Source organism: Streptomyces sp. NPDC048255, from assembly GCF_040652415.1.
In the GTDB taxonomy this organism is placed as follows: Bacteria; Actinomycetota; Actinomycetes; order Streptomycetales; family Streptomycetaceae; genus Streptomyces.
The window spans coordinates 168,713-185,751 of sequence record NZ_JBEZMA010000007.1 but is presented as its reverse complement, the minus strand read 5'-3'; the positions used below and the strand labels follow the sequence as shown (position 1 = coordinate 185,751).

Annotated in this window: 21 protein-coding genes; 8 read left to right on the top strand and 13 right to left on the bottom strand. The window is 72.9% G+C overall.

The features are described 5' to 3' along the window. Positions 1-43 precede the first annotated feature (43 nt). The 5 genes from AB0D94_RS09385 to sigE all read right to left on the bottom strand — a co-directional run bounded on the left by AB0D94_RS09385 (position 44) and on the right by sigE (position 4,431). Complete coding sequence (locus tag AB0D94_RS09385; protein WP_362048063.1) at positions 44-781, bottom strand: hypothetical protein; 738 nt, start codon at positions 779-781, stop codon at positions 44-46. A gap of 141 nt (positions 782-922) precedes the next feature. Continuing rightward, complete coding sequence (locus AB0D94_RS09380; RefSeq protein WP_362048060.1) at positions 923-1,375, bottom strand: sec-independent translocase; 453 nt, start codon at positions 1,373-1,375, stop codon at positions 923-925. A 117-nt stretch (positions 1,376-1,492) separates the two neighbouring features. Beyond that, positions 1,493-2,938 (bottom strand): trypsin-like peptidase domain-containing protein, encoded by a 1,446-nt coding sequence (locus AB0D94_RS09375; protein ID WP_362048057.1) that lies wholly within the window; start codon positions 2,936-2,938, stop codon positions 1,493-1,495. Between the two features lie 54 nt (positions 2,939-2,992). Then, entirely contained in the window at positions 2,993-3,655 is a 663-nt protein-coding gene (locus tag AB0D94_RS09370) for a zf-HC2 domain-containing protein (RefSeq protein ID WP_362048054.1), read from the bottom strand. Beyond that, entirely contained in the window at positions 3,652-4,431 is a 780-nt protein-coding gene (sigE, locus tag AB0D94_RS09365; RefSeq protein ID WP_362048051.1) for an RNA polymerase sigma factor SigE, read from the bottom strand. The genes AB0D94_RS09370 and sigE overlap by 4 nt, the downstream gene beginning before the upstream one ends. A gap of 179 nt (positions 4,432-4,610) precedes the next feature. Here sigE and AB0D94_RS09360 point away from each other — a divergent pair, with 179 nt between their 5' ends. Then, a complete protein-coding gene (locus AB0D94_RS09360; protein ID WP_037919526.1) occupies positions 4,611-5,273 on the top strand; it encodes a class I SAM-dependent methyltransferase in 663 nt (220 codons plus the stop codon). Between the two features lie 109 nt (positions 5,274-5,382). Here the strand turns inward: AB0D94_RS09360 and AB0D94_RS09355 are convergent, their stop codons facing one another. Next, entirely contained in the window at positions 5,383-5,517 is a 135-nt protein-coding gene (locus AB0D94_RS09355; RefSeq protein ID WP_362048047.1) for a phosphatase PAP2 family protein, read from the bottom strand. Positions 5,518-5,624: 107 nt separating this feature from the next. Continuing rightward, positions 5,625-5,792 carry a DUF3117 domain-containing protein gene (locus AB0D94_RS09350; RefSeq protein ID WP_003966491.1) on the bottom strand — a complete coding sequence of 56 codons (168 nt, stop codon included), beginning with the start codon at positions 5,790-5,792 and terminating at the stop codon, positions 5,625-5,627. A 333-nt stretch (positions 5,793-6,125) separates the two neighbouring features. On the opposite strand from AB0D94_RS09350, the gene AB0D94_RS09345 reads away from it, so the two are divergent. Continuing rightward, positions 6,126-6,929, top strand: a complete 804-nt coding sequence (locus AB0D94_RS09345) for an enoyl-CoA hydratase-related protein (protein WP_362048044.1) — start codon at positions 6,126-6,128, stop codon at positions 6,927-6,929. Positions 6,930-7,181: 252 nt separating this feature from the next. On the opposite strand, the gene AB0D94_RS09340 is transcribed toward AB0D94_RS09345, so the two are convergent. Beyond that, positions 7,182-7,760, bottom strand: a complete 579-nt coding sequence (locus tag AB0D94_RS09340; protein WP_362048041.1) for a DNA-3-methyladenine glycosylase I — start codon at positions 7,758-7,760, stop codon at positions 7,182-7,184. Beyond that, the gene (locus AB0D94_RS09335) at positions 7,757-8,116 is read right to left on the bottom strand and encodes a DivIVA domain-containing protein (RefSeq protein ID WP_362048032.1); all 360 of its coding nucleotides are present in this window, start codon (positions 8,114-8,116) and stop codon (positions 7,757-7,759) included. Before AB0D94_RS09335 ends, AB0D94_RS09340 begins: the two co-directional genes overlap by 4 nt. Before the next feature lie 75 nt (positions 8,117-8,191). Here AB0D94_RS09335 and folP point away from each other — a divergent pair, with 75 nt between their 5' ends. Continuing rightward, positions 8,192-9,052 carry a dihydropteroate synthase gene (folP, locus tag AB0D94_RS09330; protein ID WP_362048029.1) on the top strand — a complete coding sequence of 287 codons (861 nt, stop codon included), beginning with the start codon at positions 8,192-8,194 and terminating at the stop codon, positions 9,050-9,052. Positions 9,053-9,144: 92 nt separating this feature from the next. Here folP and AB0D94_RS09325 read toward each other — a convergent pair whose 3' ends face one another. After that, positions 9,145-9,903, bottom strand: coding sequence for a TIGR00730 family Rossman fold protein (locus AB0D94_RS09325; RefSeq protein WP_362048027.1), 759 nt, complete (start codon positions 9,901-9,903; stop codon positions 9,145-9,147). Positions 9,904-10,094: 191 nt separating this feature from the next. On the opposite strand from AB0D94_RS09325, the gene AB0D94_RS09320 reads away from it, so the two are divergent. Beyond that, positions 10,095-10,283 carry a hypothetical protein gene (locus tag AB0D94_RS09320; RefSeq protein WP_362048025.1) on the top strand — a complete coding sequence of 63 codons (189 nt, stop codon included), beginning with the start codon at positions 10,095-10,097 and terminating at the stop codon, positions 10,281-10,283. Positions 10,284-10,301: 18 nt separating this feature from the next. On the opposite strand, the gene dapE is transcribed toward AB0D94_RS09320, so the two are convergent. Continuing rightward, positions 10,302-11,396 (bottom strand): succinyl-diaminopimelate desuccinylase, encoded by a 1,095-nt coding sequence (dapE, locus tag AB0D94_RS09315; RefSeq protein WP_362048023.1) that lies wholly within the window; start codon positions 11,394-11,396, stop codon positions 10,302-10,304. 86 nt (positions 11,397-11,482) lie between these two features. Here dapE and AB0D94_RS09310 point away from each other — a divergent pair, with 86 nt between their 5' ends. Further along, positions 11,483-12,439 (top strand): hypothetical protein, encoded by a 957-nt coding sequence (locus AB0D94_RS09310; RefSeq protein WP_362048021.1) that lies wholly within the window; start codon positions 11,483-11,485, stop codon positions 12,437-12,439. Between the two features lie 314 nt (positions 12,440-12,753). After that, on the top strand, positions 12,754-13,152 hold the full coding sequence (locus tag AB0D94_RS09305) for an ATP-binding protein (protein ID WP_362048019.1): 399 nt from the start codon (positions 12,754-12,756) through the stop codon (positions 13,150-13,152). A gap of 86 nt (positions 13,153-13,238) precedes the next feature. On the opposite strand, the gene dapC is transcribed toward AB0D94_RS09305, so the two are convergent. Both dapC and fdxA read right to left on the bottom strand, forming a co-directional pair. Then, a complete protein-coding gene (dapC, locus tag AB0D94_RS09300; RefSeq protein ID WP_362048016.1) occupies positions 13,239-14,333 on the bottom strand; it encodes a succinyldiaminopimelate transaminase in 1,095 nt (364 codons plus the stop codon). 107 nt (positions 14,334-14,440) lie between these two features. Continuing rightward, entirely contained in the window at positions 14,441-14,770 is a 330-nt protein-coding gene (gene fdxA, locus AB0D94_RS09295; protein ID WP_030713714.1) for a ferredoxin, read from the bottom strand. A 117-nt stretch (positions 14,771-14,887) separates the two neighbouring features. On the opposite strand from fdxA, the gene AB0D94_RS09290 reads away from it, so the two are divergent. Together AB0D94_RS09290 and AB0D94_RS09285 are read left to right on the top strand one after the other, a co-directional pair. Next, positions 14,888-15,874, top strand: a complete 987-nt coding sequence (locus AB0D94_RS09290; protein ID WP_362048012.1) for a GNAT family N-acetyltransferase — start codon at positions 14,888-14,890, stop codon at positions 15,872-15,874. Beyond that, positions 15,871-16,665 carry a transglutaminase-like domain-containing protein gene (locus AB0D94_RS09285; protein WP_362048010.1) on the top strand — a complete coding sequence of 265 codons (795 nt, stop codon included), beginning with the start codon at positions 15,871-15,873 and terminating at the stop codon, positions 16,663-16,665. The genes AB0D94_RS09290 and AB0D94_RS09285 overlap by 4 nt, the downstream gene beginning before the upstream one ends. Positions 16,666-17,039: the final 374 nt, after the last annotated feature.

The window sequence follows — 17,039 nt, the reverse complement described above, 5'->3', positions numbered from 1 at the left end:
CCGCTCGTCGAGCGGCGCCCCTTCGCGTGTCCCGGCCGCCGCGTTACGCGTACGCCGCCAGGTCCCCGATGACCGAGAAGCCGAGGCCGTAGGCGCTCATGCCGCGCCCGTACGCGCCCAGGTGGACCCCGCTGCCGGTCGAGCCGGCGAGCACCCAGCCGAACTCCGACTCGCGGTAGTGGAAGGGCGTGGGCTCACCGTCGACGGGCAGCGACAGCGTCGACCAGTCCTCGCCGCCGAGGTCGTCAGCGAGCTCCCAGGCGGCTTCGGTCTGCTGGTCCAGCCAGTCGCTGCGCAGGGAGTGGTCCATCTGCCCGGGCCAGCTGTAGGCCAGCAGCCCGGAGCCGGCCAGCCAGGCCGCCGAGGAGACCGAGGTGGCCTCCAGGACGCCGGTGCCGTCGCCGCTGCGGCGCAGCGGGTTGCTCGCCACGGTGACGACCACGGCGAAGCGCTCCTTCTCGCCGGTGGCGATCTCGCCGCGGGCGGAGGGCTCGTCACCGTGCCCGGTGGAGCCGTGCTCCACGGTGCCGTCGGCGCCGAGGCCGACCTGCATGAGCCAGCGCGGGCCGGTGAAGGCCCCGTCCAGCCCGTACCAGGGGAAGTCGGCCCTCAGGTACCCCTCCGCCGTCCGGCGGGCCACCGGGACGGGAGCGGCGGCTTCCTGGGGCTGCGCGTCGGCCTGCGTGCCGGTCTGCGCGGCGCTCTGCGGTTCCTCCGCGGGTGCGGCGGCGGGGGCTTCCGCGGGCTGCGCCCCTACCCGGCTACTGCTCGTCGTCTCCATCTGGCCTCTCGTTCCGTGGGGTCCGAAGCGGCCCTCCCCCACGCTTCGCTGGGGGGACCCCCGCCCTCGGGCGTCCTGGATCCGGACTCATGGAGGATAGCCATCCGACCCGGGATCGCCGGGCAGGCTGCGTGGTGCGGCTCAGGTGGCGTCGGCGTCGAAACGGGCGCGCTGGTCCGCGGCGGGGGCCGCGGGCTTCTTCACGAGGTCCGCGCCGGCGGCGGGCGCGCCGCCGGTGGACGCGGCGGCCGCGGGAGCCGTCACGGCGTCGGTCTCCTTGCTGTTCACGGCGTCGGTGACGTCGTTCAGCTCCTTGCGGAGATCGAAGCTGCTGCGGATCTCCTTGAGGTCCTCGTTCTCGCTCAGCTGCTTGCGGATGAAGGTCTTCGGATTCAGGTCCTCGAACTCGAAATCCTTGAATTCCGGGCCGAGTTCGGAGCGGATGTCCTGTTTGGCGCTGTCGGAGAACGCGCGGATCTTCCGGATCACGCCCGTGACGTCCTGGATGACCTTGGGCAGCTTTTCCGGGCCGAAGATGAGAATGGCGAGCACCACGATCGTGACCAGTTCGAGTGCGCCTATGTCGTTGAACACCTTGCCGCTCCTCGGCTCTCTTCACTTCGGGCCCGGACACACGGTACCCGGCCTGCCCTGCGGGCCCATACCTGCGTACCGGCTGGGCCGCGGTTTCACCCGCGCGTCATGGAGTGCTCATGAGCCGTTCGCCGACCCGAGGACCACCTCCAGCGTGCGTTCCCGGCCCTCGCGCAGCACGGTGAGGGTCAGCGGATCGCCCGGGCGGTGGGCCCGGATCTTGATGATCAGCTCGTCGCCGCCGCGCACCCGCTGGCCGTTCACCTTGGTGATCACGTCACCGGCCTTGATCCCCGCGCGGGCGCCGGGCCCGTCCGCGACCACCGAGGGCTTGCCGTCCTCGCCCTTGTCGCCCACCTTGGCCCCGTCGCCCGTGTACTCCATGTCGAGGGTGACGCCGATGACGGGGTGGGTGGCGCGGCCGGTGCGGATGAGCTCCTCGGCGACGCGCTTGCCCTGGTTGATGGGGATGGCGAAGCCCAGCCCGATGCTGCCGCCCTGGCGGGTGGGGTCGCCCTTGTCGGCCCCGCGGATCGCGCTGTTGATGCCGACCACCCGGGCCGCGGCGTCCAGGAGCGGGCCGCCGGAGTTGCCGGGGTTGATGGGGGCGTCGGTCTGGAGGGCGTCGACGTAGCTGATGTCGCTGCCGTCGCCCTTGTCACCGCCCGCCGTGACGGGCCGGCCGGTGGCGCTGATGATGCCCGCGGTGACCGTGTTGGACAGGTCGAAGGGCGCGCCGATGGCCACCACCGGGTCGCCGACCTTCACGTTCTCGGAGTTGCCGAGGCTCAGCGGCTGGAGCCCGCGCACCCCGCTGACCTTGACCACGGCCAGGTCGTAGCCGGAGTCCCGGCCCACCAGCTCGGCGGTGACGCTCTCGCCGGTGCTGAAGGTGACCGTTATCTCCTTGGCGTCGCCGACGACGTGGTTGTTGGTCAGGATGTGGCCCTGCTGGTCGAGCACGAAGCCGGTGCCGGTGCCGCTGCCCGCGGTGCCCCGTACGTGCAGGGTCACCACTCCGGGCAGCGCCGTGGCCGCGATCCCGGCCACGCTCTCGGGCGCCCGGCCCTTGTCCGCGGCGGCCGCCTGGGGCAGCTCCAGGCGGGTGTTGCTCTGCCGCTCGGCGAGGACCCCGGCGTAGCCGCCGATCCCGCCGGCGAGCAGGGCCACGCCCGCGCCGAGGGAGGCCAGGTGCCACAGCCGGATCTGGCGCGGCTGCTTGCCCCGGTCCACGGCCTGGAAGGGCTGGTCGTCCCAGGGGTCGTAGCGCGGCCCCCGCGCGGCCGGCCCGTCCCCGTACGGGGTCTCGTACGGGGCCTGGTACGGGTCCTGGTGCTGCCGGAGGTCCCCGGCGGCCGCCGGGGCGGGGGCCGGGGCCGGGGCGGAGGCCGCAGCCGGGTCCGGGGCCGCGTCAGCGGCGGGAGCCGCCTCCGGGGCCGCGTCCTCGGCGGCCTGGGCACCTTCGGGGCGTGGTGCGGGGACCCCGTCGTGGTGGGGGTCCGCCGGCCCCTCGGGCCGGCTCCACCAGGACGGAGCCGGATCGGTCTGCTGCCTGTCGGCCATGGGCGCTCCCCGCGTACTCATGCGCATGTGCCGCAGATTCAACCAGGTCCCGGCTCAGCGCAGGAGCGAGACCGGACGGGCCGAGGCCGGTGGGGAGGGGTGGAGCGGCGGCAGCGGGGGCGGGAGGAGGGTGAGGACGGCTCCGGGGGTGGGCAGCCGGTCGCGGACGGCCGCGTCGGCCACCGACACGGCGGGGCCGGGCCGGGAGGCGGGAGCGGGGGAATCACCCCGGGCGTTCGGGTCCACGGTCTCCAGCGGCAGCGAGCCGCCGAGCGCGAGCGCGGCCAGCGACACGGCCCCGGCCGCGACGAAGGCGAGACGGCGGCGCGGACGGCCCACCTCGTGGATCCGGAAGCCCTCCTGCTGCGGGCGGGCGGCGGCAGCCGCCGGCAGGGCGTAGGCGAAGGAGGAGAGCGGATCGGGCCCCGCGGCACCCGGCGGACCGGAGGGCCCCGTGGGTCCGGCCGGACCTTCGGGCCCGGCGCCCGGCAGCCCTTGGAGGCGTGCCAGCAGCCCGGCGGACAGCGGCGGCGGCGCGCTCTCCACGAACATGGTCTTCAGACGGCGCTGCGCGTCGGCCTCGGCCTTGCACTTGGCACAGGTGGCCAGGTGGGCCAGGACCCGCTCGCGGGCGTCGTGCTTCAGCTCCCCGTCCACCAGGGCGGCAAGCCGGTCGCCAAGGTGCTGTTCGGCAGGAGAAGGACTGGCTCCGCTCACTCGGTTCCGCCCTCTCCCCCGGCGCCCGGAACGCCCACGGCCACCCCCGCGAGCGCGCGCTGCTCCGCGCGTGCCTCGGGAGAGCGGTGCTTGAGCGCCTTGCGCAGGTGCGAACGGCCCCGGTGGATACGGCTGCGCACGGTGCCGAGCTTCACGCCGAGCGTGGCGGCGATCTCCTCGTACGACAGACCCTCGATGTCACACAGCACCACGGCGGCGCGGAACTCGGGCGCGAGGGTGTCCAGCGCCTGCTGCACGTCCGCGTCGAAGTGCGTGTCGTGCAACACCTGCTGCGGGGACGGCTCACGGCTCGGCAGCCGCTCGGCGGCGTCGTCGGCGAGCGAGTCGAAACGGATCCGCTGCTTGCGGCGGACCATGTCCAGGAACAGGTTCGTGGTGATCCGGTGGAGCCAGCCCTCGAACGTGCCCGGCGTGTACGTGGACAGCGAGCGGAAGACGCGGACGAAGACCTCTTGAGTCAGGTCCTCGGCATCGTGCTGGTTACCCGTCAGACGGTAGGCAAGGCGGTACACCCGCGCACTGTGCGTGCTGACGATCTCCTCCCACGAGGGAGGTGTCCACGCCTGGGAGCCCGCATCGGCGGCAAAGGTCGCGGTGGTTGCGGTGTCTGCGGTGTGGAAGCGGTCAGCAATGTTGGTCACGGATTTCGGCTCACCCGCCGACCAGAAGAGGCGTCTCAGTACGCCCCCACGATCCACAGGCGCAGCCGCACCTCCCCTGTCGGCTCTGGTGGTGTCCAGTGGAGTCCCTACCATAGCCACCCCCTCCGTCAGCTCCGGATAAGCATTTTTGCAGTAACTTTGCACGGGATTTGGGCCCCGGACCGGCTCCGAGCCGTCGATCTGCCCGGCACCGTCCCCTCTTATCCCGCCTCCACCCCTCACAACGCCCGGTCCCATCTGCGGGTTCCCGACGTCAACGGATACAGTCACCGTTGCGCCAACTATGGGGACAGGAGAGGGTCATTACCGGCAACCGGCAGACGAGCTGGGCGTTCGCCGACGCGTTTGTCGCCGAGGACGACGCTCTGCGATGGGCCCGCGACCGGTCCAGGGAAGCGGGCCTGCGCTCCGTCTCCCCCGGTACCGGGGCCGCGCTGCGCCTGCTGGCCGCCACCGCGGACGCCAAGGCGGTCGCCGAGATCGGCACCGGAACCGGCGTCTCCGGCATCCACCTCCTGCACGGAATGCGCCCCGACGGGGTCCTGACCACGGTGGATCCCGAGGCCGACCGGCAGGCCTTCGCCCGCCAGGCCTTCCGCGCGGCCGGTTTCGCGGGCAACCGCGCCCGCTTCATCCCCGGCCGCGCCCTCGACGTCCTGCCCCGGCTCGCCGACGGCGGGTACGACCTCGTCTTCTGCGACGGCGACCCCGCCGAGTCCCTCGACTACCTCGCCGAATCGTTGCGGCTGCTGCGCCCGGGCGGACTCGTGTGCTTCGAGGGAGTGTTCTCCGACGGCCGTACGGTCGACTCCGCGGCCCAGCCGGTGGAGGTGCTCCGGGTCCGCGAACTGCTGCGCAGCGTCCGGGAGAGCCCGGCGCTGGAGGCCGCGCTGCTCCCGGTGGGCGACGGGCTGCTGTGCGCCGTGCGGCGCTGAGGCCCCTTAGATCGACCCGCAGGACCGGCGCAGGGCCTGCGTAGGACCGCCCCGCGGAGCCGGGTCCCCGTAGACCGCTCCGGCACCCCCCTCGGGCCGCCCCCCGCCGTCAGCGCAGCAGAGCGAAGGCGAGGGCCGTCGTGCCGCCCAGCACGGCGCCGGCGAGGAGCTGGGCGGCGGTGTGCGCCCGCAGGACCAGCCGGGACCAGCCGACGGCCGCGGCGACCGGGACCGCGAGGAGCATCGGCGCCCCGAAGGCGACAAGCAGGCGGACACAACGCTGCCCCGGCCGCAGATCGCGGTCGGGGCAGCGAAGAAATCTGTGAAAGTGCAGTCAGCGTCCTTGGGGGGTCAGCCGACGACCTTCTTCAGGGCGTCACCCAGGGCGTCCGCCTCGTCCGGGGTCAGCTCGACGACAAGCCGACCGCCGCCCTCGAGCGGTACGCGCATGACGATGCCCCGCCCCTCCTTGGTGACCTCGAGCGGGCCGTCGCCCGTCCGCGGCTTCATGGCCGCCATGCTCGTTCCCCTTCCTGAAACCAGCTCATCGTCAGCCGACGGCCCCATTCAGGCGCCTAATACCCGGCATCGAACACATTGCTTCCCAGCCATTATCCCGCATGTCAGGACCCGATGACCAACATCGCTCGGGAACGCTTGTGCAACGCGCTCGACCAAAACCACTCATTTCGGGGACCCGCCTGCGATACTTCGCCGCTCCCCCTGGCGAACGGCATCCGCTTTCTTTGACGCACATCACATGTGCCGTTCCCGTCCGGTCCGCCATGCTGGCCCTTGCACCGGCCGGTACCGGCCGGTAGCCAAGCCCGCGACGAAGGGGGACCCCCTGCCATGGCCGACAGCGTGCTCTACGAAGTGACCGACGGACTCGCGACCATCACGATCAACCGTCCGGACGCGATGAACGCCATGAACACGGAGGCCAAGGTCGCACTGCGCGACGCGGTCCGTGCGGCCGCCGAGGACACCGCCGTACGGGCCGTCCTGCTGACCGCGGCGGGCAACCGGGCCTTCTGCGTGGGCCAGGACCTCAAGGAGCACATCGGGAACCTCGCGGCGGACCGCGAGAACGGCTCCTCGCTGACGATGGACACCGTCGCGGAGCACTACAACCCGATCGTCCGGGCCCTCACCGAGATGCCGAAGCCGGTGGTGGCCGGGGTGAACGGCGTCGCGGCCGGGGCGGGCTTCGGCTTCGCGCTGGCGGCGGACTTCCGGGTCGTCGCCGACACCGCGTCCTTCAACACCTCGTTCGCGGGAGTGGCCCTGACCGCCGACTCCGGGGTCTCCTGGACCCTCCCCCGCCTGATCGGCGGCTCGCGCGCGTCCGACCTGCTGCTCTTCCCGCGCTCGGTCAAGGCCCAGGAGGCGTACGAGCTGGGCATCGCCAACCGCCTCGTCCCCTCGGACTCCCTGCACGCCGAGGCCGAGTCGGTGGCCCGCGCCCTCGCCGCGGGCCCCACGGTCGCCTACGCGGCCCTGAAGGAGTCCCTGGCGTACGGGGCCTCCCGTTCCCTCCCCGAGGCCCTGGAGCGCGAGGAGGCCCTCCAGGCCCGCGCGGGGGCCTCCGCCGACCACGGCATCGCCGTGCAGGCGTTCCTCGCGAAGCAGCCGCCGCAGTACCTCGGCCGCTAGGGAGTGTCGTCAAAGTGGCGTCGGCCGCCCGTAAGGCGGTGCTGGTGGGGTCTGGTGCGTGCGATCGCAAGGCGGAGGAGGGAGTCGATGCGGAGCATCGGCGACCGACGACAACGCGGCGAGCGTGCGTGCCGGACCCCACCAGCCAGACGGCACTTCGACGACACGACCTGGCCCGCCCAGGCCCGCGGCCGGGGCGTTACGCACCCGGCCGCGGCAGCCACCTCACCCGGTGCCGCCCGCCGGCCCGGCTCAGGCCGCGTCGCGGGAGGCGCAGTCCGCCAGGTGGTCGTTGACCAGACCGCAGGCCTGCATCAGGGCGTAGGCGGTGGTGGGGCCGACGAAGCGGATGCCGGCCTTCTTCAGGGCCTTGGCGAGGGCCGTGGACTCCGGGGTGACCGCCGGGACCTGCCCCAGCGTCCGCGGGGCGGGGCCGGGCTCCTCCGGGGCGTGGGACCAGATCAGGGTGTCGAGCTCGCCCGGCTCCCATCCGGCCAGCACCTTGGCGTTGGCCAGGGTCGCCTCGATCTTGGCCCGGTTGCGGATGATCCCCTCGTCGGCGAGGAGACGCTCCGCGTCGGCCGGTCCGAACTCCGCGACGGCCGCGATCTCGAACGAGGAGAAGGCCTTACGGAAGCCCTCCCTCCGCCGCAGGATCGTCAGCCAGGACAGCCCCGACTGGAAGGCCTCCAGGCACAGCCGCTCGTACAGCGCGTCGTCGCCGTGGACCGGGCGGCCCCACTCCGTGTCGTGGTAGAGGGTGTAGTCCGCCGTCGCCAGCGCCCAAGGGCAGCGCCGGCGCCCGTCCGTACCCGCGACGGTGTCGCTCACCGCTCACCGTGCTTGGTGAGGTCGACGTGGCCGTCCTCGTCCGCCGGGCCCGCGGAGGCCGCAGCGGCCACCACGGCCGTCAGCTGGGCGATCCGGGCGTCGCGCTCGGCCAGCTCCGCCGCCAGCCGCTCCAGTACGTCGTCCACCTCGGCCATCCGGTAGCCGCGGGGCGCGACCGGCAGCCGCAGCGCGTCGATGTCGGCCCGTACGACGGGGCGGCTCTCCGGCAGCCCGTCCGCGACCCGGTCCGGCTCCGCTTCCGGCAGGACGGCCTCCGAACCGCCGCCGATCACCGCGAGGGTGACCGCCGCCACGACCACGACCAGCGCGATCATCAAGAAGAAGAACACGATCACTCCCCTGAGAGACTCCGGCCACCAGGTTAAGGTCGCAGACGAGGCGCAAGGGCCGCCGAAGGAGGAAAGAGCAGGATGCTGCGACTGGGCAGGCGCGAGTTCGACACCCACGAGCCGGTGATCATGGCCATCGTGAACCGGACGCCGGACTCCTTCTACGACCAGGGCGCGACCTTCCTCGACGAGCCGGCCCTGGACCGCGTCGAGCAGGCGGTGGCCGAGGGCGCCGCCATCATCGACATCGGCGGGGTCAAGGCGGGCCCGGGCGAGCACGTGGACGCGGCCGAGGAGGCACGGCGTACGGTCGGCTTCGTCGCCGAGGTCCGGCGCCGCCACCCCGACGTGGTGATCAGCGTGGACACCTGGCGGCACGAGGTCGGCGAGGCGGTGTGCGAGGCCGGGGCCGATGTGCTGAACGACGCGTGGGGCGGGGTGGACCCCAAGCTCGCGGAGGTCGCCGCGCGCTACGGCGCCGGGCTGGTCTGCACCCACGCGGGCGGGGTGGAGCCGCGTACCCGGCCGCACCGGATCGCGTACGAGGACGTGATGGCCGACATCCTGCGGGTCACGGTCGGCCTCGCCGAGCGGGCGGCCTCGCTGGGCGTCCGCCGGGACGCGATCATGATCGACCCGGGCCACGACTTCGGGAAGAACACCCGGCACTCGCTGGAGGCCACCCGCCGCCTGTCGGAGATGGCCGACACGGGCTGGCCGGTCCTGGTCTCCCTGTCCAACAAGGACTTCGTCGGCGAGACCCTCGACAAGCCGGTCAAGGAGCGCCTGCTCGGCACCCTGGCCACGACGGCCGTCTCGGCCTGGCTGGGCGCGCAGGTCTACCGGGTCCACGAGGTCGCGGAGACGAAGCAGGTCCTCGACATGGTCCGCTCGATCCAGGGCCACCGCCCCCCGGCGGTAGCCCGCCGCGGCCTGGCCTGAGCCGCCGGCCTGGCGTGAGCCGCGCCCGGAAACGGCCCTGGGCCCGCCCAGGAACGACAGGGCCCGGGCCCTGAAAGGCCCGGGCCCCGGGGCTACTTGCCGACTTCCTTCGTCACCAGCGCGATCGCCTCGTCCACGTCGTCCGTGACGTGGAACAGGTAGAGGTCCTTCTCCGAGGCCTTGCCCTGCGCGATCACCGTGTTGCGCAGCCAGTCGATCAGCCCGCTCCAGTACTCCGTGCCGAACAGCACGATCGGGAAGCGGGTGATCTTCTGCGTCTGTACCAGCGTCAGCGCCTCGAACATCTCGTCCAGCGTGCCGAGGCCGCCCGGCAGGACCACGAAGCCCTGGCTGTACTTCACGAACATCGTCTTGCGGACGAAGAAGTACCGGAAGTTCAGCCCGAGGTCGACGTGCTGGTTGAGCCCCTGCTCGAAGGGCAGCTCGATGCCGAGGCCGACCGAGATGCCGCCCGCCTCGCGCGCACCCTTGTTCGCCGCCTCCATGGCGCCCGGGCCGCCGCCGGTGATGACCGCAAAGCCGGCGTCCACCAGCGCGCCGCCGATCCGTACGCCCGCGTCGTACTCCGGCGTCCCCGCCGGGGTGCGGGCCGAGCCGAACACGCTGATCGCGGGCGGCAGCTCGGCGAGCGTGCCGAAGCCCTCGATGAACTCCGACTGGATGCGCAGGACCCGCCAGGGATCGGTGTGCACCCACTCGGAGGGCCCGGCGGAGTCCAGCAGCCGCTGGTCCGTCGTACTGCCCGCCTTGATCTGGCTCCGCCTCCTCAGCACCGGCCCGAGCTGCTGCTCCTCGGGCCGACGACGAGCGGACCCTTCAGGGTTGCCCATGATGTGCTCCCTCCTGCTGATCGTTCGGCCAAGGGTAGACACAGCAGAGTGACGAAAATCGGAACTCGACAGGTTGCTGGCGTGGCCGGACGGACTTGAGAAGCGAACAGACGCCCCATGGGCCACCAAAACCGGTGAGGAACGGGTGATCGGCGAACGGACCCACGTACGCCCCCATAGCTTCACGTCTCATGAAGCTCGTTGTGCAGGTCAAGCTCCTGCCGACGCCCTCGCAGGCGTCGGCACTCGCCGCGACCCTGCGCGCCTGCAACGAGGCGGCCTCATGGGTGTCGGAGGCGGCCTTCGAGCGGAGGATCTTCCGGAACTTCGACCTGCGTCAGCGGGGTGGCCGGACGCGGACGGTGCATCACAGCCAGTGATGCACCGTGACTCAAGCCCTACTGCCCAGGCGGCGGGGTGCTGAGCCAGGCGCGGAGTCGTTCCTCGCAGTGCAGGATGGCCTTCGTCTCGACGCGCTCGTCGACCTTGTGCGCCAGCAGGGCGTCGCCCGGGCCGTAGTTGACCGCCGGGACGCCCAGCGCGCTGAAGCGGGAGACGTCCGTCCAGCCGAACTTGGGCATGGCGCGGCCGCCGACGGCCTCCATGAAGGCCGCCGCCGCCGGGTGGGAGAGGCCGGGCAGGGCGCCGCCGGAGGAGTCGTCGACGACGAACTCGGCGATGTCGCAGTCCGCGAAGACCTCCCGTACGTGGGCCAGCGCTTCGGCCTCGCTGCGGTCCGGGGCGTAACGGAAGTTGACCGTCACCGTGCAGGCGTCGGGGATCACGTTGTTGGCGACGCCGCCCTCGATGCGCACGGCGTTGAGGCCCTCGTGGTACTCCAGGCCGTCGATGACCGGCCTGCGGGGCTCGTACGCCGCCAGCTTGGCCAGGATCGGTCCGGCCGTGTGGATGGCGTTGGAGCCCATCCAGCTGCGCGCGGAGTGGGCGCGCTCGCCGGCCGTGCGCAGCAGGACGCGCAGGGTGCCCTGGCAGCCGCCCTCGACCTCGGCGTTCGAGGGCTCCAGCAGGACCGCGAAGTCCCCCGTCAGCCAGTCGGGGTGGGCCGCGGCGACCTTGCCGAGACCGTTGAGGTCGGCGGCGACCTCTTCCTGGTCGTAGAAGACGAAGGTGAGGTCGCGGTTGGGCTCGGGCACGGTCGCCGCGATACGCAGCTGCACGGCGACGCCCGACTTCATGTCGGTCGTGCCGCAGCCCCACAGCACGTCGTTCTCGTCGAGGCGGGACGGCACGTTGTCGGCGATCGGCACGGTGTCGAGGTGGCCGGCGAGTACGACGCGCTCGGCGCGGCCGAGGTGCGTACGGGCGACCACGTTGTTGCCGTAGCGGTCCACGGTGAGGTGCGGCAGGGCGCGCAGCGCGTGTTCCACGAGGTCGGCGAGCACCTTCTCGTCGCCGCTCACGGAAGGAATGTCGACGAGCCGGGCGGTCAGCTCGGCGGCGTCCAGGGTGAGGTCCAGCTCGGATGCGGGCATGGAACCGACCCTAACCCCCCGGGATGGGACACCGCCTCGCCGTCCGGCCGATGGACGCGTCATATGCCTCAAGTACGGTGGGCCGCGTGTCCGAGACCCGTCGCCCTCGCCCTCGTCGCCGCAGGCCGCTCCGTGCGGCCGTCGGTTTCCTCGTGCTGATCGCGGTGATCGGCTACTTCGCCGTGCAACGGGACTCCAACGGGGGCGCGGGCGCCCCGTACTGCACGGCCACCGGGGGCGCGGACAGCCGGCAGAAGTACGAGATGACCCCCGAACAGGCGGCGAACGCGGCGACGATAGCCGCCGTCGGCATCTCCAAGGGGCTGCCGGACCGGGCGGTGACCATCGCGCTGGCGACCGCGATGCAGGAGTCCTCGCTGCGCAACCTCGACCACGGCGACCGTGACTCGCTGGGCCTCTTCCAGCAGCGGCCCTCGCAGGGCTGGGGCACCCCGGAGCAGATCACGGACCCGGTGTACTCGGCCGGGATCTTCTACGACCACCTCGTGGACGTCCCGGGGTACTCGCGGCTGCCGCTGACGGTGGCCGCGCAGAAGGTGCAGCGCAGCGGCTACCCGCAGGCGTACGCGAAGCACGAGCCCGACGCGACGGTCCTGACGGCGGCCTTCGGCGACGGCGGCGCGCTGTTCTGCTCGGGTCCGGCGCCGCTGCGCGGCGACCCGGAGACGGTCAGGGCGGAGCTGGTACGGGCCTTCGGCAAGCAGGCGCTGGGCGGCGCGAGCAGCGCGGGCGGCTCACCGGACAGCGCGACGGAGCTGGTCGGGGTCCAGGAGCCCGAGATCAGCCTCCGGCTGAAGCGGGACGGCGGCCCGGACGAGGCCAGGCGCGGCCGGGCGATGGCCAACTGGGCGGTGGCCCGGTCGCACGAGCTGGGCATCGCCCGGGTCTCGTACGGGGACGAGGGCTGGATCGGCGGCAAGGCCCGGGGCCAGTGGCAGCCGAAGGGCGGCATCGGCAAGTCCGGTGACGGCGATGCGCACAACGCCTCCGACGGCGAGGTACGGATCTTCGTGGCCCGCTGAGCGGCCCGCGCTGCCCGTCGGCACGGGCACCCCGCGCTGCCCGTCGGCGCGGCACACCCGGCGCACGTCGGCGACACGCCCGGCGGGCCGGTCCGGCCACGCGTACGAGGGGTCACCCCTGCGGGGGTGACCGCGCGGCCCCGCCAAGAGGGCCGTACGGGCAAGGAATCCCTGGTGGGCGGGGATCCGATGCATTTGTCGCGGAAGCCGATTAAACGATGCGTTACCGATCCTTTACCAACCGGCTCCGCAACTCCACCCGCCCCCCGAGCGGTTGTACACGGCGTACTCAGCCGCTACCGCTTAGGAGCATCATGACCCTCCCCCTGACCCGTCGGATCGCCCGTGCCGCGCTGCTCCTCGCAGCCGGGACAGCGCCCGTGGTCGGTGCGGCCGGCGTGGCCAGTGCCGCCGGTCTGGAGTCCGTGCCGCAGCTGGGCGCGCTCACCGCCCCGGACACCGCCGATGCCACCGCCGCGACCGACGTGGCCACGGACGCCGCGGGCACCGCCACGGAGGCCGTTCCGGCCGCCGACCTGGCGGGGACCACGGGCGGCCTCCTCGGCGGACTGCCCGCCACGCAGGACCTCCCGGCCGCCACGCAGGGCCTGCCCACCGACGCGCTGCCGCTGGCCGGCGGTCTTCCCGGCGGTCTTCCCGGTGGCCTTCCCGGCGGTCTTCCGGGTGGTCTCCCCGGCGGCCTGGCCGGCTGACCGTCCAGGAGACGCAGAAGGGGCCGGGAGCACGAACTCCCGGCCCCTTCGGGCTGTTCGGAGGGCCTCGGCCCAGGCGCCTCGCCTCAGCCGAGGCGCTTGACCGCAGCCTCGACCCGCTCGTCGGTGGCCGTGAAGGCGACGCGGACGAAACGCGCGCCCGCCTCTCCGTAGAAGTCGCCCGGCGCGACCAGGATGCCGAGCTCCGCCAGGTGGGCGACGGTGTCCCAGCAGGGCTCGTCCCGGGTCACCCACAGGTAGAGGCTCGCCTCGCTGTGCTCGACCCGGAAGCCGTGCGCCTCCAGGGCCGTGCGCAGGGCCGCGCGGCGGGCGGCGTAGCGGGCGCGCTGCTCCTCGACGTGGCGGTCGTCGCCGAGGGCCGCGACCGTGGCCGCCTGCACCGGGGCGGGGGTCATCATGCCGCCGTGCTTGCGGATCTGGAGCAGCTCGCCGAGGACGTCCGCGTCACCGGCGACGAAGGCCGCCCGGTAGCCGGCCAGGTTGGAGCGCTTGGAGAGGGAGTGGACGGCGACCAGGCCCTCGTAGGAGCCGCCGCACACCTCGTCGTGGAGGACGGAGACGGGCTCGGCCTCCCAGCCCAGCTCCAGGTAGCACTCGTCGCTGAAGAGCAGGATCCCGTGCTCGCGCGCCCAGGCCACGATCCGGATCAGCTCCTCCTTGGAGAGGACCTTCCCGGTGGGGTTGGACGGGGAGTTGAGCCACAGCAGCTTCACCCCGGCCGGGTCGAGTTCCGTGGGGTCGTCGTAGACGACCGCCTCGGCGCCGCACAGCCGCGCGCCGACCTCGTACGTGGGGTAGGCGAGCCGCGGGTAGGCGACCTTGTCGCCGGCGCCGAGGCCCAGCTGGGTCGGCAGCCAGGCCACCAGTTCCTTGGAGCCGACCACCGGAAGGACGTTGCGGTGTCCGGCGGCGCTCGCGCCGAGCCGTCCGCGCACCCAGCCGGTGATCGCGTCGCGCAGGGCGGCCGTGCCCCAGACCGTGGGGTAGCCCGGGGAGTCCGCGGCGCCGATCAGGGCGCGCTGGATCAGCTCGGGCACCGGGTCCACGGGGGTGCCGACCGACAGGTCGACGATGCCGTCCGCGTGGGCCGCCGCCGTGGCCTTGTACGGCTCCAGCTTGTCCCAGGGAAAGACGGGAAGACGGTCGGATACTGCGGCCACGGTGCGCTCTGCTCTCTCTGGTGACGGGGGCTGCGGACGGACAAACGCCTCGGTCCCGTGCGGCGGGCAAGCCGGACGGGACCGAGGGGCGCTTCTGCCGTGAAAGGTCAGTGCTCGCCGTTGATGCCGGCGGGCAGCGCAGCGATGAAGGGGTGATCGCGCTCGATCAGGCCCAGCTTGGAAGCACCACCGGGCGAACCGAGCTCGTCGAAGAACTCGACGTTCGCCTTGTAGTAGTCCTTCCACTCCTCCGGAGTGTCGTCCTCGTAGAAGATGGCCTCGACCGGGCAGACCGGCTCACACGCACCACAGTCGACGCACTCGTCCGGGTGGATGTACAAGGACCGCTGGCCCTCGTAGATGCAGTCGACGGGGCACTCTTCGATGCATGCCTTGTCCTTGACGTCGACACAAGGCTCCGCGATGACGTAGGTCACGCTCTCGTTCCTCCTCGGTAGGGCTTTCCATATCGCGCGGGAGCGCGGCGTCGTCGATGCCCGCACCTAGTATCTCCGTTCCCGGGCACGATCCGAACAGGAGGGGCGGACAGAGCTGTGGAAATCACTGCAGGTGGGCTGCTGGAGGTCCGTATCACCCCGGCTGACGTGGGAAAACGAGTGTCTGTACGACGAGTGGAGGCCGGGCTGAGGGGATCCCCCGAGTTCACCGACACCGTAGGGGTTCTCACATCCTGGGACGAGGGTGTGCTGCTGATCACACAAAAGAACGGGCAGTCCGTCCGTATCGCGGAATCTGCGCTGGTCGCGGGCAAGGTCGTGCCCGCGGCACCGGCCCGCAGGCGGGGTCCGGCGGCCTCCTTCGAGGAGCTGACGCGGGTCGCCGCGCGGTCCTGGCAGCCGCTGGAGAGCGAGCCGCTGGGCGAGTGGACGCTGCGGGCGGCCGAGGGTTTCACCCGGCGCGCCAACTCCGTCCTGCCGCTCGGCGACCCCGGGATACCGCTGGACGATGCACTCGCGCGAGTGACCTCCTGGTACGCGGAACGAGAACTTCCGGCGTATGTGCAGGCCGCGACGGGGGCCGCGGGCACCCAGGAGCTGCTGTGTGCGGAGCTGGAACGCCGGGGCTGGACGTCCGAGGTGTCGGCGGAGGTACGGATCGGGGCGCTGGCGCCGGTGGGCGACGTGGACGCGCCCGCCGCCGACGCCGTACGTCTGACCCGTGCCCCGGACGAGGACTGGCTCGCCCGCTACGGCAAGGTCACCGACCCGGCGCTGGCCCGGCGGATGCTGGTCGAGGGGCCGTCGGTGTGGTTCGCGGCGCTGCCCGGGGGCCGGGCCATCGGGCGGTGCGTGGTGGACGGGCGGTGGGCCGGGTTCGCGGCGGTGACGGTCGACCCCGCGCACCGCCGGGAGGGCCTGGCCACCGCGGTGATGGCGGCCCTGGCGCGCCGGGCGCTGGAGGAGGGCGCGTCGGCGGCGTGGCTCCAGGTGGAGACGGACAATGCGGCGGCGCGGGCCTTCTACGACGGGCTGGGCTTCGCCACCCACCACACGTACCACCACTACCGGGCGGCGTCGTGAGCCGGGCGGAGCGGCGGGCGCAGTTCGCGGCGGAGGCCCGCTCGGAGCGCCCGGACCTCGCCGTGCTGTGCCTGCTGCTGGCGGCGGAGGCCGACCCGGAACTGGACGAACGGGCCATGGACTGGGCCCAGATCGAGCTGGACCGGCTGGCCGGGATGCTGCCGTACGGGCTGCGGGAGGGCCGTCAGTGGGCCTCGGCGGTCACGGAACTGCTGGGCGGGCAGCTCGGTTTCCACGGCACCCCGGCCGACTACGACCGGCTGTCGTCCTCGCTGCTGCACGAGGTGCTGCGGCGCCGGCGGGGGCTGCCGATCCTGTTGTCGGTGGTGTGGCTGGAGGTCGCCCGGCGCGCGGGGGCGCCGGTGTACGGGCTGGGGCTGCCGGGACACTTCGTGGTCGGCTTCGGGGATCCGGAGGACGGGGTGGTGGTGGACCCCTTCGCGGGCGGCGCCTCGCTGGGTGCGGGGCCTGCGGAACTGGCGGCGGGGCCGCGTACGCCCGCCAGGACGCTGGACATCGTCCTGCGGATCCTGAACAACATCCGTGCCTGGGCCTCCGCCCGCCCGGAGGAGTCGGCGGTGGCCCTGTGGGCGCTGGAGCTGTCGCTGCTGCTGCCGTCGCACCCGGCGTCGCTGCGCTACGAGCGGGCGCGGCTGCTGGTGGAGCGGGGCTCCTTCCAGGAGGGGGCCGCGGAACTGGACGCGTACGCGGAGGTGGTCGCCGCGGTGGACACCGACGCGGCGTCGCGCATCCGCGCCGAGGCCGTTTCCGCTCGCGCTCTGCTGAACTGAGTCCCCGCCGCTGCCGCTGCCGCTGCGCGGGGCCGGGCGGGGCGGGGCCGGGCCGTTGCGCGGAGGGCAGGCCGAGGCGGTGCGGGCCGCTGCGCGGAGCCTCCCGGGCGATGCCCGGACCCGCGCCTCAAACGCCGGCGGGGCTGGATTGGGCCGCTGCCGTCAGCCCGGCGCAGCTGGATTGCCCGCAGGCAGCCCGGGCGCAGCTGGATTGCCCGCGGGGCAATTTCAGCCCCGCCGGCGATTGAGGCGCGGGGTCCGGGGCGGAGCCCCGGCAACGGCGCCGCTGGTCGGAGCGGCGCGGGGTCCGGGGCGGAGTCCGGGCAACGGCGCCGCGAGGCAGAGCGGCAACGGGCGACGCGCGGAGCCCCCGG